Below are 26,758 nucleotides of genomic sequence, written 5' to 3' on the forward strand. Positions count from 1 at the left end.
TCGATGCTCGCCATTATCATGCATACGTCTATACGTTTATATGAATCTTTCTTGAACCATGAGGCACACGATGGACACCTCCACCCGACAGCGCTGGCTTCGCGTGCTGGCCAACAGCCCGATCGAACCGCTGCTGGCCCTGTTGCCGCCGGCCCTGCCCGCCGCCCCGCGCTGGCTGCGCCGCGCCGAAACCGGACTGATGATGCTGCAAGGCCGCAGCGGCGGCACCGGCGCCCGCTTCAACCTCGGCGAAGTCAGCGTCAGCCGCGCCAGCTGCCAGATCGGCGACCACATCGGACACGGCTGGGTGCGCGGCGGCGACGGCCGCCACGCCGAGCTGATCGCCCAGGCCGACGCGCTGCTGCAAGACTCTGCTCGTCATGCGGAGTTGATGGCGGCCTGGATCGCGCCGCTTGAAGCCGAGCTGATTGAGCGCCGCGCCTCCTGTTCGCGCGAAGCGGCCGCCAGCAAGGTCGAATTCTTCACCATGGTGCGGGGAGAATGAAATGCTGACCGCTTTTGCCCAGCCGGTGGACAACGCCCAACAAACTTTCCGCGCCGTGCTTGGCGCGATGGCCGAACCGCTGCTGCCGCGCGCGCTGCCGGTGCTGCCGCCAGCCTTGCCGGGACTCAAGGCAGCCACCGCCGCCCTGCTCTATACGCTGGCAGACCAGGATGTGAGCGCCTGGCTGCCGGCGCTGCCGGATGAAACCATGTCCAGCCTGCGCTTCCACACCGGCATGCGCGTGACCGATCTGCCGGAGGAAGCCGATTTCATCGTGATCGCCGCCGGCATGCCGCTGCCGGACCTGATGAGCCTGAAAGCCGGCAGCGCCGAATACCCGGACCGTTCCGCCACGCTGTTGATCGAAGTGGATGGTTTCGGCGCCGAGCAGGTGGAAGGCAGCGGCCCCGGTTTCGCCGCGCCGCGCCGCTTCGGCGCCGCCGGCCTGCCCAAAGGCTTCTGGACCGAATGGCAAAGCAACCATGCCCGCTTCCCGCTGGGCGTGGACGCCGTGCTGATTACCGACACCCACATCGCCGGCCTGCCGCGCAGCGCCCGCATCCGGGAGGGTTGAATGTACGTAGCCGTAAAAGGCGGGGAAACCGCCATCGCCCGCTCCTGGGACTTGCTGGCCGCCGCGCGCCGCGGCGACGAGGACGTGCCTGAGCTGAGCATCGCCCAGATCCGCCAGCAGCTGCGCCTGGCCGTGGCCCGCGTGATGCAGGAGGGCTCGCTGTACGACGAAGAGCTGGCCGCATTGGCGCTGAAACAGGCCAGCGGAGACAGCATGGAGGCCGTGTTCCTGCTGCGCGCCTTCCGCACCACGCTGCCGCGCTTCGGCCAGAGCCTGCCGCTGGATACCGCCGCGATGCGGGTGCGCCGCCGCGTTTCCGGCACCTTCAAGGACGTGCCGGGCGGCCAGATTCTGGGCCCCACCGCCGACTATACCCAGCGGCTGCTGGATTTCGGACTGATGGCCGCCGCGGACCAGATGGCGCTGGAACAGGCCGACGCGCCGCTGCCGGACACGCTGCCCGGCGTGCTGCAACTGCTGGACCGCGAAGGCCTGATCGAGGCCGACCAGCCGCCGGCAGGCGATCCGGAACCAGTGGACCTGACCCGCGAGCCGCTGATGTTCCCGGCCAGCCGGCCGGCGCGGCTGCAAAACCTGGCGCGCGGCGACGAAGGCTGGCTGTTGGGCCTCGCCTACTCCACCCAACGCGGCTACGCCGAAAGCCACCCTTTCGCCGGCGAGATCCGCATGGGCGAAGTCAGCGTGATGGTCTGCCCGGAAGAGCTGGGCTTCGAGATCGACATCGGCGAGATCACGCTGACCGAGTGCCAGATGATCAACCAGTTCGCCGGCAGCAAAACCGCGCCGCCGCAATTCACCCGCGGCTATGGCCTGAGTTTCGGCGAGGCCGAGCGCAAGGCCATGGCGATGGCGCTGGTGGACCGCAGCCTGCGCGCCGAAGAACTGGGCGAAGCCGCCCACGCGCCGGCGCAGCAAGCTGAGTTCGTGCTGTATCACAGCGACAACGTCGAAGCCTCCGGCTTCGTCCAGCACCTGAAATTGCCGCATTACGTGGACTTCCAGGCCGAGCTGGCATTGATCCGCCAGCTGCGCGCCGCCGCCGACCAGGAGAAGGACCATGACTGAGGCCCGCCACGACCGCTACAACTTCGGCTTCCTCGACGAGAACACCAAGCGCATGCTGCGCCGCTCACTGCTCAAGGCGGTGGCGATCCCCGGCTGCCAGGTGCCGTTCGGCAGCCGCGAAATGCCGCTGCCCTACGGCTGGGGCACCGGCGGCATCCAGGTGACGGCCAGCGTGATCGGCCGCGACGACGTGCTGAAAGTGATAGACCAGGGCGCCGACGACACCACCAACGCCGTCAACATCCGCCGCTTCTTCGGCCGCGTGGCCGGCGTGGCCACCACCACGGCCACCGCCGAGGCAACACTGATCCAGACCCGCCACCGCATCCCGGAAACGCCGCTAAAGCCCGGCCAGATCATGATCTTCCAGGTGCCAGAGCCGGAGCCGCTACGCACGCTGGAAGCCAGCGAGGTGGAAACGCGCAAGCTGCACGCGCACCAGGAATACGGCCTGATGCACGTCAAGCTGTACGAGGACATCGCCCGCTTCGGCCATATCGCCACCAGCTACGACTACCCGGTGATGGTGAACGATAGGTATCTGACCTCGCCGTCGCCGATCCCGAAGTTCGACAACCCCAAGCTCGACATGAACCCGGCGCTGCTGCTGTTCGGCGCCGGCCGCGAAAAGCGGCTGTACGCGATCCCGCCCTACACCAAGGTGGAAAGCCTGGCCTTCGACGATCATCCGTTCGAGGCGCAAAGCTGGCAGCAAGGCTGCGCGATTTGCGGTTCGCACGACAGCTATCTGGATGAAATCGTCACCGACGACGCCGGCAGCCGGCTGTTCGTCTGTTCCGACACCGACTACTGCCAGCAGCGCACGCAGGAGAATCAAGCATGATCGCGCCCATCCTCACCGTGAACGGGCTTTGCAAGGACTACGGCAACGGCCAGGGCTGCTTCGACGTGGATTTCGAGCTGTACCCGGGCGAGGTGCTGTGCATCGTAGGCGAATCCGGCTCCGGCAAATCGACGCTGCTGTCCACGCTGGCCGGCCGCCTCCCAGCCGACGCCGGCAGCGTGCGCTTCGCCGACCGCGACGGCGCGGCGCATGAACTCACCCGCCTGCCGGAGGCCGAGCGCCGCCGCCTGGCGCGCAGCGAGTGGGGCTTCGTCACCCAGCACGCCCGCGATGGCCTGCGCATGGGCGTCTCCGCCGGCGCCAACGTCAGCGAGCGGCTGATGGCGCTGGGCGAACGCCACTACGGCCGGCTGCGGCAGACTGCCGGCGACTGGCTGGAAAAAGTGGAGATAGACCGCGCGCGGCTGGACGACAAGCCGTCGGCCTTCTCCGGCGGCATGCAGCAGCGGCTGCAGATCGCCCGCAATCTGGTGACGCAGCCGCGGCTGGTGTTCATGGACGAGCCCACCGGCGGGCTGGACGTGTCGGTGCAGGCGCGCTTCCTGGACCTGACCCGCCGCCTGGTGCGCGACGCCGGCATCGCCGTCATCATGGTGACGCACGATCTGGGCGTGGCGCGGCTGTTGGCGCAGCGCACGCTGGTGATGCAGAAGGGCCGCGTGGTGGAGGCCGGCCTCACCGACCAGATCCTCGACGATCCGCAACACCCGTACAGCCAGCTCCTGGTGTCTTCCATCCTGCAGGCCTGAAATCATGAATACGCTATTGATAGACGCGCAAAACCTGAGCAAGACCTTCACCCTGCACCAGCAAGGCGGATTGCGCCTGCCGGTGCTGACCGATGTCTCGCTGCAAGCGGCCGCCGGCGAATGCGTGGCGCTGGCCGGCCCGTCCGGCGCCGGCAAAAGCACCTTGCTGAAGGCGCTGTACGCCAACTACCTGGTCGAAAGCGGCCGCATCGGCGTGTTCCACCAGGGCGCATGGGTGGACATGGCCCGCGCGCTGCCGCATGAAATCGCCGCAGTGCGCCGCCACACGCTGGGCTACGTCAGCCAGTTCCTGCGCGTCATCCCGCGGGTGTCGGCGCTGGACATCGTCGCCGAGCCGCTGCGCGAATGGGGCTCGGCCGACGCGGAAGCCCGACTGGCCGCCGGCGAATGGCTGGCGCGGCTGAACATCGCCGAACGGCTGTGGAGCCTGCCGCCGGCCACCTTCTCCGGCGGCGAGCAGCAGCGCGTCAACATCGCGCGCGGCATGATCGCGCCGCGGCCCATCCTGCTGCTGGACGAGCCCACCGCCTCGCTCGACGCCGCCAACCGCGACGTGGTCGTACAATTGATGCGCGAGGCCCTTGCCCGCGGCGCAGCGCTGATCGGCATCTTCCACGACGCGCCCACCCGCGACGCCATCGCCAGCCGCGTCTTCCAGGTTCCCCTGGCGCAACAAACGGAAATCGCCGCATGAAACAGATTCTGAACCACGCCCGCATCGTGCTGGCCGACCGCGTCATCGACAACGGCGCGCTTCAAATAGACATCGAGACCGGACTGATCGTCGCCATCCATGAGCACGCGCTGCCCGACGGCGAAGACCTGGCCGGCGCCCTGCTGTTGCCGGGACTGGTGGAAATCCACACCGACAATCTGGAAAAACACCTGATGCCGCGCAACGGCGTGCTGTGGCCCGCGCTGCCGGCCGTCATCACCCACGACGCCCAATGCGTGGCCGCCGGCATCACCACCGTGCTGGATGCGCTGTCGGTCGGCGATCTGGAAGGCGACAGCGTGCGGCTGGACACGCTGCACAGCGCTTTCGCCGCCATCAACCAGGGCATGGACGAAGGCGCGCTGCGCGCCGAGCACTTCTTCCACCTGCGCTGCGAGCTGGCCTACCCCAAGCTGATGGACGAGCTGCTGCCGCTGATCGGCCACCCGGCGGTGAAGCTGGTCTCGGTGATGGACCACACGCCGGGCCAGCGCCAGTACCGCGACCTAGAACAGTACAAGAAGTACTACGGCAAGAAGAAAGTGGGCTGGAGCGAGGACACCTTCCTCGCCGCCGTCGAAGAGCGCAAAACCAAACAGGCGCAATACGCCGGCCGCCACAAACAGGCGGCGGTGGAGATGGCGCGCGCGCGCGGCATCGCGCTGGCTAGCCATGACGACACCGACGAAGCGCACATCGAGGAAGCGCTGCGCGACGGCGTGGCGATCTCGGAATTCCCCACCACGCTGGAGGCGGCCGCGGCGGCCAAGCGGCACGGCCTCGCCACCGTGATGGGCGCACCCAATGCGGTGCGCGGCGGCTCCCATTCCGGCAATGTGGCAGCGCTGGAGCTGGCCCACCAAGGCCTGCTGGACATCCTGTCGTCCGACTACGTGCCGGCCAGCCTGCTCCACGGCGCCTGGCTGCTGCACACGCAGGCGGGCTGGAGCCTGCCGCGCGCCGTCGCCGCCGTCAGCCGCAATCCGGCGCGCTCGGTCGGCCTAGCCGACCGCGGCGACATCGCCGTCGGCCAGCGCGCCGACCTAGTGGCGATGACGACGCTGGGCGACGTGCCGCTGGTGCGGCATGTGTGGAATCAAGGCCGGAGGGTGTTCTGATGGATGGCCGCGTCTACGAAATCTACGCGCTGTTCGAACGGCAAGGCCGGCAAAGCTACGGCGAGGCGGTCAGCCAGTTCGACCACGCCATCCAGGCCGCCACGCTAGCGCGCGACTGGGGCCACGACGACACGCTGATCGCCGCCGCCTTTCTGCACGATGTCGGCCATTTATTGGAACAGGAGGGCATGGAAGCGATGGGGGCTTACGGCGCGATGGCGCATGACAAGCTGGGGGAGGACTATCTGCTCTCCCTGGGCTTCAACCCCGCCGTAGCCATGCTGGTGGGCGCGCACGTGGCCGCCAAACGCTATCTATGCGCTGTCGATCCCGGCTATCGCGCTAGGCTGTCGCCAGCCAGCGAGGCGACCTTGGGCTACCAGGGCGGTCCGATGAGCCCGGAAGAGGCCGACGCCTTCGCCTGCCATCCCGATAGAGAAGCGATGCTGACGCTGCGCCGGCTGGACGAAGCCGCCAAAGACGGCGGCTGGTCGCTGGATCAAGCGGAGTGGGTCTGGCCGCTGCTGGCGCGTCAGCTCGATTAAGCCTCGGGCCGGGCGGCCCCCGCCCGGCTCAAATCCAGCGCCGCCGCCAAAACCACCAGCCCATGGCGCTGGAAATCAGCGTCATCGCCGCCAGCACCACATAGTAGCCATAGCGCCACTTCAGCTCCGGCATGTTCTCGAAGTTCATCCCGTAAATGCCGGCGATCAGCGTCAATGGCATGAAGATCATGGTGATGACGGTGAGCACGCGCATTTGCAGATTGAGCCGGTGCGACTGAGTGGACAAATACAGGTCCAGCATGTCGCCCACCATCTCGCGGCTCATTTCCAACGATTCCAGCACATGGATGGTGTGGTCGTAGGCGTCGCGCAAGTAAACCAGGGTTTCGTCGGCGAAACGGTCGCGCTCGTTGCGGTTGAGCGCCAGCAGCATTTCCCGCAGCGGCAGCAAGGCGCGGCGCAGTTTGAGGCAATCGCGCTTCAGCCGCTGGATCTGCCGCAGCACGCCTTGTTCGCCGCCCGCCATCAACTTGCCGTCGGTGGCCTCCACTTTTTCATTGAACTGGCTGAGCACGGCAAGATAGTCGTCTATCACCGCGTCCAGCAAGGAATAAGCCAGGTAGTCCGCGCCCTTGCGACGCACCTGGCCGCGCGCGTGGCGCAAGCGCTCGCGCACCGATTCGAACACGCCGGTCGGCCGCTCCTGGAAGCTCAGCACGAAACCATCGCCGATGACCAGATAGATCTGGTCCGATTGCAGCCGGCCGCCATTGGCGGGGTAATCGAATACCCGAGCGGCGATGAACAGATAGTCGTCGTAATCCTCCACCTTGGGCCGCTGCCGCGCGCTGAGGATGTCCTCCATCACCAGCGGGTGCAGGCCGAACCGCCCGCCTATCCGCTTCATCGCCGCCGCGTCGCGCAAGCCGTAGATATTGAACCAGGCCACACTGTTTTCCGGGCGATGGCCCAGCGCTTGCTCGACATCGTCGAATGCCGTTTCCGCCAAGCTATCGGCGCGGTAGTCGAACAACGAGATGCTGACGGTCTCGTGCTTGTCCTCACCGACCGGAATCAGGGCGCCGGGCGCTTCGCCCAGCATGGGAATCTTGTGCTTCAAGCTAGGGTGTCGCATAAGCCTCCGTGGCTGTTATCGGGCTGACCATCCAGAATGACAAACGGCCCGGCAAGACCGGGCCGCGGCAGACGCCATGGGGACGCCTTACTTCTGGACGATCACCAGTTGGAACCCGACGTTGCGCCATTGGTTCACTTCCTGCTGGAAGCTGCTGGCGGTCAGCGGATTGGCCTCCAGCCAGTCCGCGCTGACAGTCAGCGTGAAGCCGCGGGCATGCTGTTGCAGGTCCAGCACCTCCGGCAGCTCGATCACGATGCGGCTGCGATGGAACAGCACCGCCAAGCGCAGCGCCACCACCGCCTGCCACAAGGCCGGCTGGCTGATGTATTGCGCCATCTTGCCCATATCACCACGGTGGCCCAGCACGATGGCGGCCAGCGTGGCCTGTTCGCGCTTGGAGAAGCCGGGCATGTCGGCGTTTTGCAGAATGTAAGCGGAGTGCTTGTGATAAGCGGTGTGGGCGATGGTCAGGCCGATTTCGTGCAGCTTGGCCGCCCAGGACAGCCGCTTGAGCATGTCCTGGTCTACATCCTCGCCCGCCAGCATGCGGTACAGCCGCTCGGCCAGCTGATTGACGCGCTCTGCCTGCTGGGCGTCCGCGTGGTAGCGGCGCTTGAACAGCGCCACCGTACTGTCGCGCATGTCCTTCTCGCGCTGGCGGCCCAGCAGATCGTAGAGCACGCCGTCGCGCAGCGCGCCTTCGGTGACGATCATCTTCTCGATCTGCAGCTCTTCGAACACGGCGATCATGATGGCCAGACCGCCGGCCAATACCGGCGCGCGGTCGGCCTTGAGGCCGTTGACCTTGATCGCGTCTATGCTGCCTTGCTCGATCAGCACCGCTCGCAGCTTTTCCATGCCGTCCAGCGTGATGTCGGAACGGCTCCAGTCGTTGATTTCCAGCACGTCGCGCAAGGAGCGGGCGGTGCCGGAGGTGCCCACGGCGAGTTGCCACTCGCTGGGGCGGTATTCATGGCGGATGCGCTGGATCTCGTTGCGCGCCGCCAGCCCCGCGTCGCGGAAATTGCCGCGAGTGAGCTTGCCCTCCGGGAAAAAGCGCAACGTATAGCTGACGCAGCCCAGGGGCAGGCTTTCGGTCACCAGCGACTTGTAGTGGCTGCCGATGATGAATTCGGTGGAGCCGCCGCCGATGTCCACCACCAGACGGCGCTCCTTGGTGTCCGGCAAGGAATGGGCCGCGCCCAGATAGATCAGCCGGGCCTCTTCGCGGCCGGCGATCACTTCGATGGGGAAGCCCAGCCGCTCTTCGGCTTCGGCGATGAAGCCGGTGGCGTTCTTGGCCACGCGCAGGGTATTGGTGCCGACCACCCGCACTTGCGCGGGCTCGAAGCCGCGCAGGCGCTCGCCGAAACGGGCCAGGCAGGCCAGCGCGCGCTCTTGGGTGTCGTCGTTCAAGTATTTGTCCGCGGTGAGGCCGGCGCCCAGGCGCACGGTTTCCTTCATCACGTCCAAGGCGTAAAGCTGATCATCCACCACGCGGGATACCTGCAGCCTAAAGCTGTTGGAGCCCAGATCGATGGTGGCAAGCACGGTGTGGGGGGGCGTGGCGTGTGTCAAGGACACCCCTTTTCTTCTTGAGTTGCGTCTGTCCGGCAGCCGCGGCGCCTGGGCGCTTCGGCGGACCGGACAAACAAAATGGCGGTAACCGCGAGATGTTACCGCCATTTTGGCTCCAGCGTCATGTCCGTCGGCGATCAGCGGCCCAGGGTTTCGCGCTTCTTGTCTTCCAGCGTGGTGTGCCGGATATCCTTGCCCTTGACCAGATAGACCACGTACTCGGAAATGTTCTTGGCGTGGTCGCCGATACGTTCGATGGCCTTGGAGATGAACAGCGTGTCGATGGACATGCTGATGGTGCGCGGATCTTCCATCATGAAGGTGATCAGCTGGCGCAGCTCGGACGCGAAATTCTCGTCCAGGCGCTGGTCTTCTTCCGCCAATTCCAGCGCGGCGGTGGTGTCCAGCCGGGCGAAGGCGTCCAGCGCGCGGCGCAGCATGGCCAGCGCCACTTCGGCCATCTTTTCGATCTCGCGGAAGCGCGGCATCTGGTAGCGCTCGGACTGATGGATGGTCTTGCCCATGCGCGCGATCTTGGCCGCCTCGTCGCCGATGCGCTCCAGATCGGTGATGATCTTGATCACGGTGAAGACGATGCGCAGATCGCTGGCAGCCGGCTGGCGGCGGGCGATGATGTGCAGGCAATCGTCGTCTATGCCCACCTCCATCGCATTGACCAGCGCATCCTCGGCCATCACCTTGTCCAGGCGGGAGATGTCGCCGGACAACATCGCTTCGATGGCGGACAGAATCTGCTGCTCCACCAGCCCGCCCATTTGCAGCACGCGGGTACGGATGGTTTCCAGTTCCAGATCGAACTGTTTGGAAATGTGATCTGCCATGTTCGCCTCAGAATCTTGCGGGTAATCGGGGTAAACGGGAATTTTAATCCAGACAGATGACAATGCTATGACATGACATCTAAGCGCCGCCGGCGCGCGGCGGCGCGGATTCCCATTCGGTTTAGCGCAGCACTTCCACGCCGTCCTGCTTGCCCAAGAGCAGCACATCGGCGCGGCGGCGGGCGAACAGGCCGCAGGTGACCACGCCGGCGATGTGATTGATGATCTCTTCCAGCTCCACCGGCTTCATGATCTGCAGGCCGTGCACGTCGATGATGACGTTGCCGTTGTCGGTGCTCACGCCCTGACGCAGCTCCGGGTGGCCGCCCAGTTTCACCAGTTCGCGCGCCACATAGCTGCGCGCCATCGGGATCACTTCGATAGGCAGCGGGAAAGCGCCCAGCATCGCGACGTATTTTTTCTCGTCGGCGATACAGATGAACTCGTCCGCCACGCCGGCGACGATCTTCTCGCGCGTCAGCGCCGCGCCGCCGCCCTTGATCATGTGCAGGTGATGGTTGATCTCGTCGGCGCCGTCGATGTACACCGGCATCTTTTCCACTTCGTTCAAATCGAACACCGGGATGTGATGCGCTTTCAGGCGGGCGGTGGAGGCCTCGGAGCTGGACACCGCGCCCTTGATCCGGCCCTTGATGCTGGCCAGCTCCTCGATGAACAGGTTGACGGTGCTGCCGGTGCCCACGCCGATGATGGCGTCTTCCGGCACGAATTCCAGCGCTTTCTTGGCGACGGCGAGCTTCAGTTGATCCTGGGTCAGCATGGTGTGGCCTCCTGGCTTAGGTGTGGTTCCGCCCATACAGGCTGGGCGATGATGTCGGATTATCCCACAAGCGGGCCTTCATGACAGCCCGCGCGCCGGTTTCAGGCCGGCATCAGCAAGCAGACCGCCTGGGCTTCAATGGCTTCGCAACGGCCCAGATAGCCCAGCTTCTCATTGGTCTTGCCCTTGACGTTGACCGCGGCGATGTCCAGCCCCAGGTCGGCGGCGATATTGGCGCGCATCGCGTCGATATGCGGCGCCAGCTTGGGCTGCTGCGCGATCAGGGTACTGTCCACATTGATGGGCCGCCAGCCGGCCGCGCGCACGCGCGCCGCCGCCTCGCGCAACAGGACGCGACTGTCCGCGCCCTTGAACTCGACGGCCGTATCCGGGAAATGGCGGCCGATATCGCCCAGCGCCGCCGCGCCCAATAGCGCGTCGGTGATGGCGTGCAGCAGCGCGTCGGCATCGGAATGGCCTAACAGCCCTTTGGCGTGCGGAATGTCCACGCCGCCCAGAATCAGCGGACGTCCTTCCACCAGCTGATGCACATCGTAGCCTTGTCCGATTCGGAACATATTCTTACCGTTTATTCAGCATCCCTCGCGGCCAGGATGGCGCGCGCCAGCGCCAGGTCGCGGGGATAGGTTACCTTGAAATTCTGCGCGTCGCCTTCCACCAGCAAGGGCTTCATGCCCAAGCGCTCGATGGCGGACGACTCGTCGGTGATGTCTTCCGCCGCCACGCCAGCCAACGCCTTGGCCAGCAGGCCGGCGCGGAACATTTGCGGCGTCTGCGCCAGCCACAGGCCATTGCGCGACACCGTCGCGCCCACCCGCCCCTCGCTGTCCGCCCGCTTCACCGTGTCCGGCACCGGCAGGGCCAGCAGGCCGCCCACTTGATGCTGGGCCAGCGCGGCGATCAGACGCTCCACCGCCGCCGCCGGCAGGCAGCAGCGCGCGGCGTCGTGCACCAGCACCCAGTCATCCTCGGCGCAGGCCAAGGCCTGCAAGCCCTGCGTCACGCTTTCGGCGCGGCAGGCGCCGCCGACGCGATGGATGGACAGCTTGGGCAGATTCCAGTCGAAATCGTCGAACCACTCGTCCTGCGGCGAAATCACCACCGCCACTTCATCGATGGCGTCCACCGCCGCCAAGGTGGCCAGCGTATGCCACATCAGCGGCTTGCCGTTCAATTGCAGATATTGCTTGGGGCTGGGCGCGCCGAAGCGGCTGCCGGAGCCCGCCGCCGGCACCAGCGCGATCATTCTCGCCATGGCCTCAGCCCTCCGCCGGCGCCGGATTTTCCAAGGCGCGCCAGATGCACGCGCCTTTGACGGTTTTGTCCAAGGTATCCAGATAAGCCTGATGCTCGGCCAGCTCCGCCTCGTTCGCCCGCGCCACTTTCAACGGCTTGCGCTCGAAATCGATGTCCTGGCCGCTTAAGGCGCCCGGCACCTCCACATCGATGTCCATGGCCAGGCTTTCCTGGCCGCGCGTCATCCACAGATAGACTTCGGACAGCAGCTCGCAGTCCACCAGCGCGCCGTGCAGCGTCCGGTTGGAGCGGTCGATCTCGAAACGGTCGCACAAGGCGTCCAGGCTGTTGCGCTTGCCGGGGAACATGTCGCGCGCCTCGGCCAGCGTGTCGATCACATTGGCGCACAGCTCGTGCACCGGCGGCAGCCCCAGCTTGCCGAACTCGGCATTGAGAAAGCCTACGTCGAAGGGCGCGTTGTGGATGATCAGCTCGGCGTCGCGCAGAAAATCAGCGATTTCCTGCGCCACCTTGGCGTATACCGGCTTGCCTTCGAGAAACTCCAGCGAAATGCCGTGCACGCGCTGGGCGTCGGGATCGATGGGCCGCTCGGGATGAATATATAGATGCAGATGCTTGCCGGTGAGCTTGCGTCCAATCATTTCCAGGCCGGCGAACTCGATGATGCGGTGGCCCTGCTGCGGATCGAGACCGGTGGTTTCGGTATCGAGGATAATCTGTCTCATGCTGCTTCCCGCTCGCCGCCCCTTAAATAGAGACGGCCGCTGCTTGCTTTACGCCGCCGACACGCCTTGATTGGCGAGTTGGTCGGCTCTCTCGTTGAACTCATGGCCGGCATGGCCCTTGACCCAACGCCACTCCACTTCAAGGTGGCGGTTGCGCTCGGCGTCCAGCTGCATCCATAGATCGGCGTTCTTCACCGGCTCTTTAGCCGCGGTTTTCCAGCCGCGCGCCTTCCAGCCGTGTATCCACTCCGAAATGCCTTTCTGCACGTATTGCGAGTCGGTATAGACCACCACGCGGCACGGCCGGTTCAGCGCTTCCAAGCCCTTGATCACCGCCATGATCTCCATGCGGTTATTGGTGGTGCCGCGCTCGCCGCCGCACAATTCCTTTTCTTTGCCCTTGTAACGCAATAAGGCGCCCCAGCCGCCGGGGCCGGGATTGCCCTTGCAGGCGCCGTCGGTATAAATCTCGACTTTGTCTTCAGTAGTCATGCTGTCTCGTTGATTAACAGGACGGTGCGCCGTCCTGCTTGTTGCTGTCGGGTTGCTTGTGGGTATGCTGGCGCTCATTGCCGGCCACTACGCCGAGCGCGCCCTGGCTCTGGGCCGCCTGCTTCCATTTCGGCGTGATCAGGCGCATGCCGCGCCGGCGCTTCACCGCCTCGATGCCGTAAACGCCGGCCGCCAGCGGCCACCAACGCTCGCCGGCCCCCTCCATGAAATCGCAGCGGCCCAGCCAATCCTGCTTGGAGAACGGCGGCGCGTAAGCGATAAAGTCGCTCTCTTCCAGCTCCAGCTCCAGCAGCGCCAACCAGTCTTTGATCCGCAGCTGGGTGAAGAAGTTGCCGTTCCACGGCGCGCGCTCCTTGCCCTGGATCAACCGGCGCACGCCCCACAGCGACAAGGGATTGAAGCCGGTCAGGATCAAACGCCCCTCCGGCATCAGCACGCGATCGGCCTCGCGCAGTACTTGGTGCGGCTGAGTGGTAAAATCCAGCACATGGGGCATGACCAGCAGGTCCAGGCTGCGGGTTTCGAACGGCAAAAAGGCGGCGTCGCAACGCACGCCCACTTCGCCGTGATCGGCCACCCGGCACTGCCAGGCAATGCGGTTGCCGCGCAAGGCATCCATCTCCGGCACGCCCACCTGCACGGCGTGATATCCGAACACATCGGCGACCGCCCGTTCGAAATAGGCCTGCTCGCGCTCAAGCAGATAGCGGCCCAGCTCGGTGTCGGTCAGCCAGGCGCCAAACGAATTTTTCATCTAAGGAGGGCCTTATGCCAGCCAGTTTCAGCATCACCCCGGTTGGGGCGTTCACTGACAATTATATCTGGGTTTTGCGCCAGGGCGCGCGCGCGGTGGCAGTGGACCCGGGCGAAGCCGCACCGCTGATGGATTATCTGGCGGCCGAAAACCTTCAGCTGGAAGCGATTCTGATTACCCATCATCATGGCGATCATTGCGGCGGCGTGGCGGAATTGGCTCAAGCCTGGCCGGACGCCCTTGTCTACGGCCCGATCGGCCTGGCCGGCATCACCTGTCCGGTTTCAGAAAACGACAGCGTCACGCTGAGCATGGGGACGGCGAAAGTCTTGGCGGTGCCGGGCCACACCTTGGACCATCTTGCATACCATATAGAAGGACATCTGTTTTGCGGCGACACCATGTTCGCGGCAGGCTGCGGCAGGCTGTTCGAAGGCACGCCGCGGCAGATGCTGGATTCGCTGAAAAAACTGGCGGCTCTGCCCCCGGAAACCAAGGTTTACCCGGCCCACGAATACACGCTGTCCAATTTGCGCTTCGCCCTGGCCGCCGACCCGGCCAATCCGGTGCTGAGCATGCGGATGAGCCGCGATACGGCGCTGCGCGAACGCGGCCAGGCCACGCTGCCCTCCACCATCGCGCTGGAAATCGCCAGCAATCCATTTTTGCGCAGCGGCGTGCCGGCTATCCGCGCCAGCCTGCTCCAGCAAGGCGGCCGGCCCGATGACGATGAAACCGCCTGCTTTGCCCGGCTGCGCGCCTGGAAAAACGATTTCCGCTGACCATGCCCCATGCCGGATAAGTGAATCTGCGGTGCGCCGCAGCTTTATCCTTTGCTTGCGCTGGAATTGGGCTATTAACAATGAAAGCGCATGAAATTATTTGGTTTTTTCAATTGACACCCCTAAAGCGCGTGATTAGCATCAGCCAGAATCAGAATTACGGGTCCGCCAGATGATACGCCTTACACCATTGGCACTTTCCTTGTCGTTGGCTTTGCTTTCGGCATCGACAGCCATAGCCGCCGCCAATCCCGCCCCCGCGCAAAGCGTGGATGAGGGCTTGGCCGCCGGCCTCGACATGATGCTGCAGAACTCCAGCCTGTTGCGCAATGGCGACGATGTATGGAAACGCGTGCGGGAAGGCTTCCAAATGGACGAGGTCAGCGCCGACACGGTGCGCCGCCAGGAACGTTTCTACGCCAGCCGCCCGGAATACTTCAAACGCACGCTGGACCGCAGCCGCAAATACCTGTTCCACATCATGAACGAGGTGGAGCGCCGCGGCATGCCGACCGAGATCGCGCTGCTGCCCATGGTGGAGAGCGCCTTCGTGCCCACCAACAGCTCGCGCGTCGGCGCGGCCGGCCTGTGGCAGTTCATGCCGGCCACCGGCCGCCAGTACGGCCTGGAGCAAACCTGGTGGTATGACGGCCGCCGCGACGTGGTGGACGCCACCCGCGCCGCGCTGGATTATCTGCAAAACCTGTACGCCCAATTCGGCGACTGGGGTCTGGCGCTGGCCGCCTACAACTGGGGCGAGGGCAATGTCGCCCGCGCCATCGCCAAGGCTCAGGCCGCCGGCGTGACGCCCAGTTACGAAACCATCCGGATGCCGAACGAGACGCGCAACTACGTGCCCAAGCTGCTGGCGGTGCGCAATATCCTGCTGGATCCGGAAAAATACGGCGTCCACCTCGACAAATTCCCGAACAAGCCCTACTTCGTCAGCGTCTCAACCGGCAAGCACATGAATATCGACATCGCGGCCAAACTGGCCGGCATGTCGGTTTCCGACTTCAAGGAGCTGAACCCGGCCTTCAACTTGCCGGTGTTCGCCTACAAGGCCGGCCGCCAGATGCTGTTGCCGGTGGCCAAAGCCGAAAAATTCCAGGCCAGCCTGGAAAAATGGGACAAGCCGCTGCTGACTTGGGAAGTCTATGTTCCCAAATCCGACCAGAATGTCCGCGACATCGCCAACGATCACGGCATGAGCGCTTCGTCGCTGCTGGCCGCCAACCGCATCAGCGGCGCCACCCTGCGCGCCGGCCAACCGGTGCTGGTGGCGATGAACAAGCAACTGAACGACGGCCAGCCGCTGGAGTCGGTGGACACGCCGCTGAGCCAGCCGGCTATCGCCGGCGCGACCATGCTGGCGCAAGCGGATGAAACGCCCGCTCCCGCGCCGCAACCATCGCCCTCCGCGGCTCCCGCGGTATTGACCGCATCCGCCGCGCCAGTTCCGGCCGCGACGCCAGCCGTGCAGCCGGTCGCCGTCATCGCCGCAGCCGCGCCTGAAGCGGTCCCTGCCACGGCCAGCAATGCCATCGAACCCAACATCGCGCGGCAAACCACGACGCTTTTGGCCAGCGCCGCGCCTGACGACAACGGCCCGGCCCGCTCGCTCGCCACCCGCGACTTGGGCAGCTACACCGTGGCCAGCGGCGATACGCTGTACAGCATCGCGCGCCGCAGCAATTTGAGCGTGGATGAGCTGAAGGCGCTGAACGGCCTGGACGGCAACCTGGTGCAAGCCGGCCAACAACTGCGACTCAAAGCCGACGCCCAGCAAGACGCGCTTCTCGCCAGCAATGAAAGCAAGCGCGACCCGGCCTTGATCCAGGCCGCTGACAACCGTCCCGCGCCCAGCAACCGCCACAGCGCCGAATACGTGGTGCAGCGCGGCGACACGGTGTTCAGCATCGCCCGCCGTTTCGGCGTGACGCACCACGACATCCAGAAGCTGAACGGCAGCCGCCAGCCCAGCCATCTGCAGCCGGGTCAGAAAGTCAAAATCGTCGGACTGTAAGCAGCCGGCGACAAACAAGGCCGGGACAACTCCCGGCCTTGTTCATTTCCCCTTCGTCAAACGATCCAAACCCATCATCTTCCTCACCAGACTGCGCGCCGGCGGCGGCGCGGCGATCAAGCGGGGCAGGATCTCCTGCAACTGTCCGCGCAGCCCTTCCACCGTCAGCGACAATTCCGCCACCAGCCAGTGGCAATGGGTAGGTTGACGCATTTTCGCCGGATTGTCGGCGGCGGGCAGCGGATCGGCCAGCAACTGCGGCTGATTGAAACGCAAGGCATGCGCGGCGCGCAGCAAGGTGCGCACGATCACCCGCCGCGGCGAGCGGCTTTCCGCCAAAGCCGGCGTATCGGCGGCCACTTCGTCCATTCTGTCGAGCAAGGTCCAGATGCTGCGCTGCGCGCGCTGCACCTGGTCCAGCTCGGCATGTCTCAGCGCAGCCTCCTGCGTGACCGCGGCCAGCAAGCCCCGCATCCGGATCAGCCTGGCATTGAACTGATCCAGCGCCGCGTCCCCCTCCACCGGTAAGCGCCGGGCGATGCGGTTGTATAGCAAGGCCGCCTCGCGCAGATTGTCCGCCAGCAGGAAACGCCAGCTATCCACCGCCCGCAAAGGCAGCGTCGCCGCCGCGGCCATGCCTATCAGCGAGCCGATCAGCACATTGCAGCTGCGCCACAAGGCTTCCGCAATGGGCTCATCGCCCAGGCCGCCGACAATCACCAGGGTGATGCCGGTCAGCAAGGCGAGATAGCCGCCCTTCCCCTGCGCATGCCAGCTGCTCAGGCCCACCACCGCCAGCATCCAGCCATAGCAGGCCCAGGGCGACCAGCCATGCAGCACGATGGCTATCAGGCCCGCCGCAGCGCCCAGCAGCGAGCCGCCCATCCGCTCCAGCGCCTTGCGCCGCACGCCGCCCCAATGCGGCACGCCGCCCAGCACGATCAAAATCGTCACCAGCATCCAGCCGCCATGCGGCAACCCGGTCGTCAACACCAGCGCCAGCCCGATGAGAAAAGCCAGAACCACGCGCAAGACATGCGCCTGCCGCGCATACCGGTTCAAATAATAGGGCACCACCAACACGCGCCACGGCTGCTGCCAGCGATTCATCCCGCTACTCCGGATTCTTGCTGTCCAGCCAGATGGTGACCGGGCCGTCGTTGATCAGGCTGACCTGCATGTCGGCGCCGAAGACGCCGGTCGGCACCGGCTTGCCCAGCGCGCTTGCCAGCTCGGCGACGAAGCGCTCGAACATAGGCTGCGAAATATCGCCGCGCGCCGCCCGCGAATAAGAGGGGCGGTTGCCCTTCTTGACGCTGGCGTGCAGGGTGAACTGGCTGACCGCCAGCGCCTCGCCGCCGCTATCCTGCAGGCTGCGGTTCATCACGCCGGCCTCGTCGTTGAAAATGCGCAGCTGGACGATCTTGCGCACCAGCCAGCCGATATCGTCCGCCCCGTCCGCCTCCTCCACGCCCACCAGCAACAGCAGGCCCGCGCCGATTTCGCCGGTGATCCGCTCCTCCACCGTCACCGCCGCGCGGGACACTCTTTGCACCAGCACTCGCATGCTTCGTTCCTTTCATATCGCGTGCTTTCCATTCTAACGAAACCCGCGCCCCGGGCGCGAGCGCGCAAACTTGCTTACAATAGCGCTCTGACAAGGAGGATGTGCCGCATGCTGATGGTGATTTCGCCGGCCAAGACGCTGGATTACCAAACCCCGCCCGCGCTTTCGCGCTTCAGCCAACCCGATCTGCTGGACCACAGCGCCGAGCTGATCGCCGCGCTGCGCCAGAAAAGCCCGCTGGACATCGCCAAGCTGATGAGCATCAGCGACGCGCTGGCCAATCTGAATGTCGGCCGCTACGCCGACTGGCAGCCGCCATTCACGCCAGGCAATGCCAAGCAAGCCGTCTACGCCTTCATGGGCGATGTCTACGAGGGTCTGAACGCCGCCACGCTGGATGAGCCCGCCGTGAGCTATCTGCAAAACCATCTGCGCATCCTGTCCGGCCTGTACGGCGCGCTGCGTCCGCTGGACCTGATGCAGGCCTACCGGCTGGAAATGGGCACCCGGCTGGCCAATGGCCGCGGCAAGAATCTGTATGAGTTTTGGGGCGGCATCGTCACCGACAAGCTCAACGAGCAATTGGATGCGCTGGGGCAGCGCACTTTGGTCAATCTGGCATCGGATGAGTACTTCAAATCGGTCAAACCCAAGCTGCTGAACGCCGCCATCGTCACTCCGGTGTTTCAGGACAAAAAAAACGGCCAGTACAAGATCATCAGCTTCTACGCCAAGCGCGCGCGCGGCCTGATGGCGCGCTGGGCCGCCGAGCGCGGCGTGACCGATCCGGTACAATTGCGCGGCTTCGACAGCGAAGGCTATGCCTTCGACGCCACCGCCTCCAGCGAACTGAGCTGGGTGTTCCGCCGCGATCACGAATAAAGCACGCAAATATTCAAAACCGTTATGATCATGCCTTTGCCCACCCTGGACAAAGGCATGACTCTCACCCGCCTCGCCACGCCCGAAGACTCCGCCATCCTGGCGGAATTGTTCTATCAGATAGACCTGCATTATTTCGGCCCGGAACGCGCCAGCCGAGAGGCATCGGCCCGCTATGCGCGGGATAATTTGTTCCAGCCGCACTGCGGCGTGCAGATCATGCTGGCGGAACGGGATGGCCAGCCGCTAGGTTTGGCCACGTTCTCTCTGCTTTACCCCGCTCCGGAATACAGCGGCCAGTTGTATATGAAAGACTTGTTCACCTTGCCGGAAGCCCGCGGCAGCGGCGCAGGCCGCGCCCTGATGCGCGCGCTGGCGCAATTGGCCGTTCAAAATGGCTGCAAACGAATGGATTGGACCGCCGAACGCGGCAACGCCGGCGCGCTAGAATTCTATCGCCGCCTTGGCGCGTCCATTGTAGAAGACAAAATCTACTATCGGATCAGCGGCGAATCGCTAGTGAGCTTCAGCCGCCCGTCGGCATCATAATCGCCCTTCTCTGCCACCAGATATACACCAGCCATGCGCGGGATGGCGTGCCCAGCCTTGCCCGCAATGCCACCGCGCCCCATCTCGTCAGACTCCGCTTGTATCGGAAAATCCACGCTATAACTATCTCGCGTCAAAAATAATGGTGTCATACGGCAATCATTGACAATTCTCATGCTTTGGGAATTTTACCATCCATAGAATTCTTCTTTCAGCGACCACATCCCTCCTGGGGCCAAGCATGAAGAAGAATCTACCCGTCACGCAGCGTGAGCAGCGCTTCGAGCAAGGACTGATTGTCTCGCGCACGGATCCAAAAGGCATCATCACCCACGTCAATGACGCATTTGTCCAGGTCTCTGGCTTTTCTCGCGATGAGCTCTTGGGACGCAATCACAATATCGTTCGCCATCCCGACATGCCTCCCGTTCTGTTTGAGGACCTGTGGAGCCACTTGAAACGGGAACAGCCTTGGCGCGGCATCGTGAAAAACCGCTGCCAAAACGGCGATCATTACTGGGTGGACGCCATCGTGGTTCCCGTGAAGGAAAAGGGACAGCTTACCGGCTATATGTCGGTGCGCTCGCCAGCGACCCGCGCGGACATCGCCGCGGCAGAAAAAAACTACCCGCCGCTGTTGAACACCACGCAGCCCTCTTCTCATCCACGCCACGGCATAGAGGAAAATCGCGTCCGCCAATTGCTCGCCGCCTTGTTGTTCTGCGCATTACTCGGCCAGACCATGCTAAAGGACAATGCGCTCATGGCATACTGCATGGCCTCTCTCGGTTTGGCCTCGCTGATCGCCTGGTTGGTTTTCGAACAGTGGCGAGCCAAGCGGCGACAACGCCTATTGCGCATCTGCGAAAATATCGCGGAAGGCAAGCTTGACCAGGCGCTATCCATTCATGGCAGAGGCGAAGATGGCCGCTTGGAATGCGCGCTGGCCTATACCCAGGTACATTTGAAAGTCGTGATCGATGAGTTGCAGATGACCGCACGCGACTTGGAGCATGACGCAGGCAAGCTGCATCAGGCGCTGGAGAATGCTGTGGCGCGGGTTGTGGCCGGCAGCGACAATATTCAAACCCTGTGCGCCACCATCGAGCAGTTGTCCGTGTCGATAGAGCAGGTCGCCGGGCACGCCGGCCGCACCGCGGAGCTGAGCCAGGACGCTCGCCTCACACTTGAGCAAAGCTCGGGCCAAGTTGAACAATCCAGGCAATTGAGCGAATCCACCGTCGAAACGGTAGGCCGCGCGCAACTTTCCATCCACTCCCTGACTAAAGCGGTCGGCAACATCAATCAAGTCGCTCAGGCGATCCATGACATCGCGGAGCAAACCAATCTGTTAGCGCTGAACGCCGCGATAGAAGCCGCGCGCGCAGGAGAAAACGGCCGAGGCTTCGCCGTCGTCGCCGATGAGGTAAGAAAACTGGCAGAGCGAACCAGCAGCAGCACGATCGAAATCAAGCAACTGGTCAGCGGCGTGCGCCAAGCCTCCGACCAAAGCGTGGAGGCCATGGACCAAGTAGGCAGCGAAACCCAGGCCGGCAGCCTAGCCCAGCGGCAAACCGCCGGCCAACTTGAGCAAATTCTGGGCGCAGTCGGCGAAGTTAACCTGATGATGCAGGACATTGCCGGCGCCAATAGCCAACAATCCTCGACAGCAGGCGATCTCAATCAACAAATGCAGGACATGTCGCGCCAGCTGGCCAGCATGAGGGAGCACATCCGCCAGGCCCACGACACAGTCAATGATTTCAACCATCAGGCCCGCAGACTCAGCAAGATGACGGGACACTTTCAGATTGAAATGGAAACCGCGTGAACAAAGCAAAAATCAGGCAGCCCAAGCGCCTAGGAACGTAGCGCAGCCAAGGCATATGCTTCAGCTCCGGAGGGGAATGCCGGAACATAACAGCTAGAACACAATGCAAAAAGGCCAACTTTTTCAAGTTGGCCTTTTGCTTATTGGTTGCGGGGGCAGGATTCGAACCTACGACCTTCGGGTTATGAGCCCGACGAGCTACCAGACTGCTCCACCCCGCGTCTGAATTCTTTTCTGCGCTGCGTTTCGTGCAGAGGAGTGAACTATACTTCAGGTTAAATAATCCGTCAAGCGTTCTTTTGATTTTTCTTGCAGATCGACATCGTGACGGGTTCATATTCCTTAACAGTTGCCGCCGGCAAAAACATAAGCGATCAACAAAGAAGCGCTAAATTGACATCGTGGTCGGCAGCGATGCGAAAGCAAAGCTGAACCGCCCGCTAGCAGGTCTGCCAACCCGCTAGCGAAGCAACCGACCTTGTGCATTTTGACGGGTGTTGCAGTTCCAAAGCGACTGCCAGCGCGATGGATGTCCGCAATACCTGTTCTCCTAAGTGTTCATCACGGAACTTGGGGCCGCCTAGCGCGGCCCTCTTTTTTTTGGGTTTCACTCAGGAAAACGGTCCGACTATACCCGAAATAAATATAAAATGCCAATAAAAGACCAGTGATCCTCTAACTGGCAACCGTCTCCCGATGCGCCTCCACAACAAGCAACCCTCTCGCCATCCTTTTGCGCATCAACCATGTGGCACTCACCAGCACAGCCGCCACGCCATATCCCAACCAAGGCAGGATCAGTAAACAGCGCTCCACCGGCCACCAGCTCACCAGCCACGCGCGCAAAGCCATTTCCGACAACAAGCCCGCGCCCCACATCGCGCTCATCAGCCGGATGCCTTTGCGGAATGGCGCCTGTCGCCACAAGTTCTCGCAATGCTCCCGTCCGTCATCCCGGCTGCGCTCCATCGTCGCGCGCGCCAAATAAAACACCAATGGCCGAGGCAGCAATAGGGATAGCAAAAACGCGGTGCCGAACAAGCCGGTCAACAAGGATTCGCGCATCAGCAGCACCCGCTCATCGCCGCCCAGCAGCAAGGCCAGCAAGGACAGGCCAATGCCCGCCAGCACCAGCATGCTCAAGGCATCCACGCGCTTATGGCTGCGCAGCTCCCATAGGCTCCACAAGACGGGCGGCGCCGACGAAACCAACAAACCGTTGACCTCGCCCCACATCGGCCGGGCCCAGCGGTAACACAGCCACGGCAGCAGAAAATTAACCAGCAGCTCCATCAGTAGCCGCATGCGCTTAGACATATTCAGTACACCTGGCAGTAGAAAACTCAACACTGGCCGACAGTCATGCCAATGTCAAATGACAAAGCCCCGTTTTCACGGGGCCTGGGTGGGATGCAGGAGATTGCGCGCTGCTACGCGCAAGCGATCAGGCCGCAGCCTGAATAAAGCCATTGGCGGGATACATGGCGCTGACCAGGCCCTGAGCGGACTTGAAGGTCACCTCGAACATTCGCCCCACCTGACGAATGCTCACCACTTCGTAATGCTCGGTCCGGCCGCAATCCTTGTGCTCGAAAATCTTATGGCCGGGTTTCAGTTGAGAAATTTGCATGATCAATATCCTTATTCTTTTTTTAAACAAAACAAGCGCATATGAATTATCTTAGTCTGCCCCGCATGCGAGAAGTTCCGCCGCAGACCGCTTCCTGTCCGATGTAAGCCTATATTAGCAAGTCCGAATGACAGCACTGTTAAACGCCGTCGACAGAAAGCAAAACCCCAGCTACCAATATGGCGGCTGGGGCCGTTTACTCCAAGTAGATTCAGGCTAACTGGTAATACTACTTATTTACCTTGATCTGAATCAAAACACAATCTTTTTACACTCAGCCTACGCGCATGCCGGGCTTCACGCCGGCATCCACGTCCAGCAGGAACAGGCCTTCGCTGTCGTCCACGCCGGATGCGCACACAATCATGCCCTGCGACACGCCGAAGCGCATCTTGCGCTCAGCCAGGTTGGCGACCACGATCACATGGCGGCCCACCAGCTTTTCCGGCTCCTGGTAAGCCTTGCGGATGCCGGAGAAGATGTTGCGGGTTTCAAAGCCCAGGTCCACCTTGAACTGCAAGAGCTTGTCCGAGCCTTCGACAAAGTTGCATTCCAGCACCTTGCCGACGCGCAGATCCACCTTGGCGAAGTCGTCGATCTTGATGGTTTCAGCCAGCGGCTCGTGAGCGGCAGTAGCCGGCGTGTCTTGGGTCGTTTGCATATTCTGTTTGTTCGCTTCAATCAGTTTGTCGATCAGCGCCGGGTCGACGCGCTGCATCAGGTGCTGGTAGGCGTTGATCTTGTCGCCCAGCAGCAGGGTTTCCGCATCGCTCCAGGCCAGCGGGGCCACGTTGAGGAAGGCCTCGACGCTTTCCGCCAGCTTGGGCAGCACCGGTTTCAGGTAGATAGTCAGCAGGCGGAAGGCATTGATCAGCACGGTGCAGACTTCCTGCAGACGCGCGTCCTGGCCTTCTTGCTTGGCCAGCTCCCACGGCTTGTTGGCGTCGACATAGCCGTTCACCACATCGGCCAGCGCCATCACGTCGCGCAGCGCCTTGGCGTATTCGCGCGCCTCGTAGGCGGCGGCCAATTCCTCGGCCGCGGCCTGCAGCTGGGCCAGGATGTCGATATCGGACACCGTGCCGGCCAACTGGCCATCAAAGCGCTTGGCGATGAAGCCGGCGGAGCGGCTGGCGATGTTGACGAACTTGCCCACCAGGTCGGAATTCACCCGCGCCACGAAATCGTTCAGATTGAGGTCGATGTCCTCGATGCGGCCATTCAGCTTGGCGGCGATGTAGTAGCGCATCCATTCCGGATTCAGGCCGCAATCCAGATAGCTCTTGGCCTGGATGAAGGTGCCGCGCGACTTGGACATCTTCTGGCCGTCCACGGTCAGGAAGCCGTGGGCGAACACGCCGGTCGGCGCGCGCAAGCCGGAGTAATTCAGCATCGCCGGCCAGAACAGCGCGTGGAAGTAGAGGATGTCCTTGCCGATGAAGTGGTACATCTCGGTCTTGGAGTCCTTGCCGAACCATTCGTCGAAGTTCAGGCCGCTACGCTGGCACAGGTTCTTGAAGCTGGCCATGTAGCCGATGGGCGCATCCAGCCACACATAGAAATACTTGCCCGGCGCGTCCGGGATTTCGAAGCCGAAGTACGGCGCGTCGCGGCTGATGTCCCAGTCCTGCAGGCCGCCGTCGATCCACTCGTTCATTTTGTTCAGCGATTCGGGCTGCAGGTGCGGCTGCGCGCTGCCGTCGGCGCGGCGGGTGGAGCCCGAGGTCCAGCCCTTGAGGAAGTCGGCGCACTCGCCCAGGCGGAAGAAGTAGTGCTCGGAGGTTTTCAGTTCCGGCTTGGCGCCGGAAACGGCCGAGTACGGGTTCTTCAGCTCGGTGGGGTTGTAGGTAGCGCCGCAGACTTCGCAGTTGTCGCCGTACTGATCCTTGGCCGCGCACTTGGGGCACTCGCCCTTGACGAAACGGTCCGGCAGGAACATCTGCTTTTCCGGATCGTACAGCTGCTCGATAGTGCGCACGGCGATCTTGTCGTCGGCGCGCAGCGCCTTGTACACCTGCTCCGCCAGCGCCTTGTTTTCCGGGCTGTTGGTGCTGTAGTAATTGTCGTAGCCAATGCCGAAGCCGCTGAAATCGTACAGGTGTTCGCTCTTGACGCGGTCGATCAGCTGCTCGGGAGTGATGCCCTGCTTCTCGGCAGCCAGCATGATGGGCGCGCCGTGGGTATCGTCGGCGCAGACGTAATAGCATTCGTGGCCGCGCATCTTCTGGAAACGCACCCAGACATCAGTTTGGATGTGTTCGAGCATATGGCCCAGGTGAATGGCACCGTTGGCGTAAGGCAGCGCGCTGGTCACCAGAATCTTGCGTTTGGTCATGGTTGGGTAATCCGTATCGGCAATCTCAAGCGATCGATTATAGAGACAGAATGGTCGGCCGGCCATCGCCCGCCGCGCCGCAGCAAAAACACAAGCCCGGAACGCTGGGCGGCCGGGCTTGTGAACCTACTCAAAACAAAAATCAGGCGTTCTGGCCAGCCAGTTCGCCCTGCGGCTCGGCCGGCGCGGCGCGCTCGGCCATGGCGATGCCCACCATCTTGCGGCCCAGCATCACATATGCCAGCGAGAAACACAGCGCCAACGCGGCGAAACCGGCCAGGCCAAATGCCTGGTAAGCCTGGCGGAACAGCTCGATGCCCACCGCGTAGCCGGCCATAGACAGCATGCTCATGCTGGCGGAGATGGTGCCGCGGCCAGCCACGTCGCAAGACATCAGGGCGAAGCGGTACAGCACGCCGAAGGCCATGCCCTCGCCGAAAGCCATCAGGCTCATGCCGGCCACCATCCAATATTGCGGCACGGAAGAGAAGGCCACGCCGGCAGCCATCATCGCCAGACCGCCGACGATGGGCCACATGCCCACCAAGGCGGAACGGCCCAGCGGCCAACGGTCTGCGATCACGGCCAGCGCCAGGTTGCCGGCGATCAGGCCGCCGAACACCGGAATCTGCATGAAGCCGTATTCGACGGTGCTCATGTGCAGATCGCGCACCAGCAGCACCGGCGACAGCGCGATCCAGCCCATCAGCGGCAGCGCCAAGAGCGGAATGCACAGCGCGGCCAGCACGAAGCGGCGGTGGCCGAACACCTTCAGATAATCGCGCCCCATGCTGGACAGCGGCAGCTTCTCATGGCTGGGCTGCACGGTTTCCGGCATGCGGAAATACAGGCCGATCAAGGACAGCAGCGACAGCGCGGCGATGAACAGGAAGCAGCTGCGCCACGGCGCCAGCTCGATCAAGGCGGCGCCGGCCAGCGGGCCCACCAGCGGCGCGATCAGCGCCACATTGGCCATCAGCGCGGTCACGCGCACGGCGGCGGTTTCTTCAAACGATTCCTGCAGCGAGGCGTAACCGACGGCATTGATGAAGCACAGGCCCACGCCCTGCAATACGCGCAGAACGATGAAGGCTTCGATCGAGCTGACCAGATACGTCGCCAGGCAGACAACGACGAAATAAGCGACGCCGAACAACAGCACCGGACGGCGGCCGATGCGGTCGGACAGCGGGCCGGTCAGCCAGGGCAGGATCGCGCCGCCGGCCAGGAAGGCGGTCATCGACGCAGGCGCCCAGGAGGCGTCCACCAGAAACTCGCGGGTGACCGACAGCATGGCCGGCTGCACCATGTCGTTGCAGATGTAGACGGCGAATTCGAACAGAACCAGGGCCAAGGGAAACAGCAGATTGGACCAGGTGAGTTTGGCGTGTTTGGACTGCATAAAGCG

At 63.4% G+C, this 26,758-nt stretch carries 28 protein-coding genes and 1 tRNA gene; 13 read left to right on the plus strand and 16 right to left on the minus strand.

The genetic code is table 11. The features are described from left to right. The first annotated feature begins 70 nt into the window (after nucleotides 1–70). Genes phnG through NKT35_RS01665 form a run of 8 tightly spaced genes read left to right on the plus strand, consistent with a single transcriptional unit; the run spans nucleotide 71 to nucleotide 6,178 of the window. A complete protein-coding gene (gene phnG, locus NKT35_RS01630) occupies nucleotides 71–505 on the plus strand; it encodes a phosphonate C-P lyase system protein PhnG (protein WP_254298137.1) in 435 nt (144 codons plus the stop codon). A gap of 1 nt (nucleotide 506) precedes the next feature. Next, nucleotides 507–1,079, plus strand: a complete 573-nt coding sequence (gene phnH / locus NKT35_RS01635; protein ID WP_254298139.1) for a phosphonate C-P lyase system protein PhnH — start codon at nucleotides 507–509, stop codon at nucleotides 1,077–1,079. Continuing rightward, a complete protein-coding gene (locus NKT35_RS01640) occupies nucleotides 1,080–2,165 on the plus strand; it encodes a carbon-phosphorus lyase complex subunit (protein ID WP_254298141.1) in 1,086 nt (361 codons plus the stop codon). Continuing rightward, complete coding sequence (locus NKT35_RS01645) at nucleotides 2,158–3,009, plus strand: alpha-D-ribose 1-methylphosphonate 5-phosphate C-P-lyase PhnJ (protein ID WP_254298143.1); 852 nt, start codon at nucleotides 2,158–2,160, stop codon at nucleotides 3,007–3,009. The genes NKT35_RS01640 and NKT35_RS01645 overlap by 8 nt, the downstream gene beginning before the upstream one ends. Continuing rightward, the gene (gene phnK / locus NKT35_RS01650; protein WP_254298145.1) at nucleotides 3,006–3,779 is read left to right on the plus strand and encodes a phosphonate C-P lyase system protein PhnK; all 774 of its coding nucleotides are present in this window, start codon (nucleotides 3,006–3,008) and stop codon (nucleotides 3,777–3,779) included. Before NKT35_RS01645 ends, phnK begins: the two co-directional genes overlap by 4 nt. A 4-nt stretch (nucleotides 3,780–3,783) precedes the next feature. Continuing rightward, the gene (gene phnL / locus NKT35_RS01655) at nucleotides 3,784–4,494 is read left to right on the plus strand and encodes a phosphonate C-P lyase system protein PhnL (protein ID WP_254298147.1); all 711 of its coding nucleotides are present in this window, start codon (nucleotides 3,784–3,786) and stop codon (nucleotides 4,492–4,494) included. Then, entirely contained in the window at nucleotides 4,491–5,633 is a 1,143-nt protein-coding gene (locus tag NKT35_RS01660) for an alpha-D-ribose 1-methylphosphonate 5-triphosphate diphosphatase (RefSeq protein ID WP_254298149.1), read from the plus strand. The genes phnL and NKT35_RS01660 overlap by 4 nt, the downstream gene beginning before the upstream one ends. Then, on the plus strand, nucleotides 5,633–6,178 hold the full coding sequence (locus NKT35_RS01665; RefSeq protein ID WP_254298151.1) for a phosphonate degradation HD-domain oxygenase: 546 nt from the start codon (nucleotides 5,633–5,635) through the stop codon (nucleotides 6,176–6,178). Before NKT35_RS01660 ends, NKT35_RS01665 begins: the two co-directional genes overlap by 1 nt. A 28-nt stretch (nucleotides 6,179–6,206) precedes the next feature. On the opposite strand, the gene corA is transcribed toward NKT35_RS01665, so the two are convergent. From corA to NKT35_RS01710, 9 genes are all read right to left on the minus strand, one after another. Beyond that, nucleotides 6,207–7,274, minus strand: coding sequence for a magnesium/cobalt transporter CorA (corA, locus tag NKT35_RS01670; RefSeq protein WP_254298154.1), 1,068 nt, complete (start codon nucleotides 7,272–7,274; stop codon nucleotides 6,207–6,209). A gap of 87 nt (nucleotides 7,275–7,361) precedes the next feature. Then, a complete protein-coding gene (gene ppx / locus NKT35_RS01675; protein ID WP_254301329.1) occupies nucleotides 7,362–8,855 on the minus strand; it encodes an exopolyphosphatase in 1,494 nt (497 codons plus the stop codon). Between the two features lie 137 nt (nucleotides 8,856–8,992). Beyond that, complete coding sequence (phoU, locus tag NKT35_RS01680) at nucleotides 8,993–9,697, minus strand: phosphate signaling complex protein PhoU (protein ID WP_254298157.1); 705 nt, start codon at nucleotides 9,695–9,697, stop codon at nucleotides 8,993–8,995. Between the two features lie 121 nt (nucleotides 9,698–9,818). Next, nucleotides 9,819–10,478, minus strand: a complete 660-nt coding sequence (gene rpiA, locus NKT35_RS01685; protein WP_254298159.1) for a ribose-5-phosphate isomerase RpiA — start codon at nucleotides 10,476–10,478, stop codon at nucleotides 9,819–9,821. Between the two features lie 101 nt (nucleotides 10,479–10,579). Further along, nucleotides 10,580–11,056 carry a 2-C-methyl-D-erythritol 2,4-cyclodiphosphate synthase gene (gene ispF, locus NKT35_RS01690; RefSeq protein WP_254298161.1) on the minus strand — a complete coding sequence of 159 codons (477 nt, stop codon included), beginning with the start codon at nucleotides 11,054–11,056 and terminating at the stop codon, nucleotides 10,580–10,582. Nucleotides 11,057–11,067: 11 nt separating this feature from the next. Then, nucleotides 11,068–11,754: a 2-C-methyl-D-erythritol 4-phosphate cytidylyltransferase gene (ispD, locus tag NKT35_RS01695; RefSeq protein WP_254298163.1), complete on the minus strand. Its 687-nt coding sequence runs from the start codon at nucleotides 11,752–11,754 to the stop codon at nucleotides 11,068–11,070. Nucleotides 11,755–11,758: 4 nt separating this feature from the next. Then, complete coding sequence (gene dnaQ, locus NKT35_RS01700) at nucleotides 11,759–12,481, minus strand: DNA polymerase III subunit epsilon (protein WP_254298165.1); 723 nt, start codon at nucleotides 12,479–12,481, stop codon at nucleotides 11,759–11,761. Nucleotides 12,482–12,529: 48 nt separating this feature from the next. Further along, nucleotides 12,530–12,973 carry a ribonuclease HI gene (rnhA, locus tag NKT35_RS01705; RefSeq protein ID WP_254298167.1) on the minus strand — a complete coding sequence of 148 codons (444 nt, stop codon included), beginning with the start codon at nucleotides 12,971–12,973 and terminating at the stop codon, nucleotides 12,530–12,532. A 13-nt stretch (nucleotides 12,974–12,986) separates the two neighbouring features. Beyond that, the gene (locus NKT35_RS01710) at nucleotides 12,987–13,748 is read right to left on the minus strand and encodes a class I SAM-dependent methyltransferase (RefSeq protein ID WP_254298170.1); all 762 of its coding nucleotides are present in this window, start codon (nucleotides 13,746–13,748) and stop codon (nucleotides 12,987–12,989) included. Nucleotides 13,749–13,762: 14 nt separating this feature from the next. Between NKT35_RS01710 and gloB the strand changes: the two genes are divergently transcribed. Together gloB and NKT35_RS01720 are read left to right on the plus strand one after the other, a co-directional pair. After that, entirely contained in the window at nucleotides 13,763–14,530 is a 768-nt protein-coding gene (gloB, locus tag NKT35_RS01715) for a hydroxyacylglutathione hydrolase (RefSeq protein ID WP_254298172.1), read from the plus strand. A 202-nt stretch (nucleotides 14,531–14,732) separates the two neighbouring features. Continuing rightward, entirely contained in the window at nucleotides 14,733–16,556 is a 1,824-nt protein-coding gene (locus tag NKT35_RS01720; protein WP_254298174.1) for a LysM peptidoglycan-binding domain-containing protein, read from the plus strand. Between the two features lie 42 nt (nucleotides 16,557–16,598). Here the strand turns inward: NKT35_RS01720 and NKT35_RS01725 are convergent, their stop codons facing one another. After that, nucleotides 16,599–17,666 carry an FUSC family protein gene (locus NKT35_RS01725; RefSeq protein WP_254298176.1) on the minus strand — a complete coding sequence of 356 codons (1,068 nt, stop codon included), beginning with the start codon at nucleotides 17,664–17,666 and terminating at the stop codon, nucleotides 16,599–16,601. Between the two features lie 4 nt (nucleotides 17,667–17,670). Then, entirely contained in the window at nucleotides 17,671–18,123 is a 453-nt protein-coding gene (dtd, locus tag NKT35_RS01730; RefSeq protein WP_254298178.1) for a D-aminoacyl-tRNA deacylase, read from the minus strand. 108 nt (nucleotides 18,124–18,231) lie between these two features. Between dtd and yaaA the strand changes: the two genes are divergently transcribed. From yaaA to NKT35_RS01745, 3 genes are all read left to right on the plus strand, one after another. Continuing rightward, nucleotides 18,232–19,005 carry a peroxide stress protein YaaA gene (gene yaaA, locus NKT35_RS01735; RefSeq protein WP_254298180.1) on the plus strand — a complete coding sequence of 258 codons (774 nt, stop codon included), beginning with the start codon at nucleotides 18,232–18,234 and terminating at the stop codon, nucleotides 19,003–19,005. A 57-nt stretch (nucleotides 19,006–19,062) separates the two neighbouring features. Next, nucleotides 19,063–19,554, plus strand: a complete 492-nt coding sequence (locus tag NKT35_RS01740; protein WP_254298181.1) for a GNAT family N-acetyltransferase — start codon at nucleotides 19,063–19,065, stop codon at nucleotides 19,552–19,554. 241 nt (nucleotides 19,555–19,795) lie between these two features. Next, nucleotides 19,796–21,385, plus strand: coding sequence for a methyl-accepting chemotaxis protein (locus NKT35_RS01745; protein WP_254298183.1), 1,590 nt, complete (start codon nucleotides 19,796–19,798; stop codon nucleotides 21,383–21,385). A gap of 144 nt (nucleotides 21,386–21,529) precedes the next feature. Here the strand turns inward: NKT35_RS01745 and NKT35_RS01750 are convergent. The 5 genes from NKT35_RS01750 to NKT35_RS01770 all read right to left on the minus strand — a co-directional run bounded on the left by NKT35_RS01750 (nucleotide 21,530) and on the right by NKT35_RS01770 (nucleotide 26,752). After that, a tRNA-Met gene (locus NKT35_RS01750) sits at nucleotides 21,530–21,606 on the minus strand. 454 nt (nucleotides 21,607–22,060) lie between these two features. Further along, nucleotides 22,061–22,702 (minus strand): VC0807 family protein, encoded by a 642-nt coding sequence (locus NKT35_RS01755; protein ID WP_254298186.1) that lies wholly within the window; start codon nucleotides 22,700–22,702, stop codon nucleotides 22,061–22,063. 127 nt (nucleotides 22,703–22,829) lie between these two features. Continuing rightward, on the minus strand, nucleotides 22,830–23,015 hold the full coding sequence (locus NKT35_RS01760; protein WP_254298188.1) for a hypothetical protein: 186 nt from the start codon (nucleotides 23,013–23,015) through the stop codon (nucleotides 22,830–22,832). Between the two features lie 274 nt (nucleotides 23,016–23,289). Continuing rightward, on the minus strand, nucleotides 23,290–25,350 hold the full coding sequence (metG, locus tag NKT35_RS01765; protein WP_254298190.1) for a methionine--tRNA ligase: 2,061 nt from the start codon (nucleotides 25,348–25,350) through the stop codon (nucleotides 23,290–23,292). Nucleotides 25,351–25,492: 142 nt separating this feature from the next. Beyond that, a complete protein-coding gene (locus tag NKT35_RS01770) occupies nucleotides 25,493–26,752 on the minus strand; it encodes an MFS transporter (RefSeq protein WP_254298192.1) in 1,260 nt (419 codons plus the stop codon). Between the last annotated feature and the right edge of the window lie 6 nt (nucleotides 26,753–26,758).

The sequence above is a fragment of the Chromobacterium sp. IIBBL 290-4 genome, from assembly GCF_024207115.1.
In the GTDB taxonomy this organism is placed as follows: Bacteria; Pseudomonadota; Gammaproteobacteria; order Burkholderiales; family Chromobacteriaceae; genus Chromobacterium.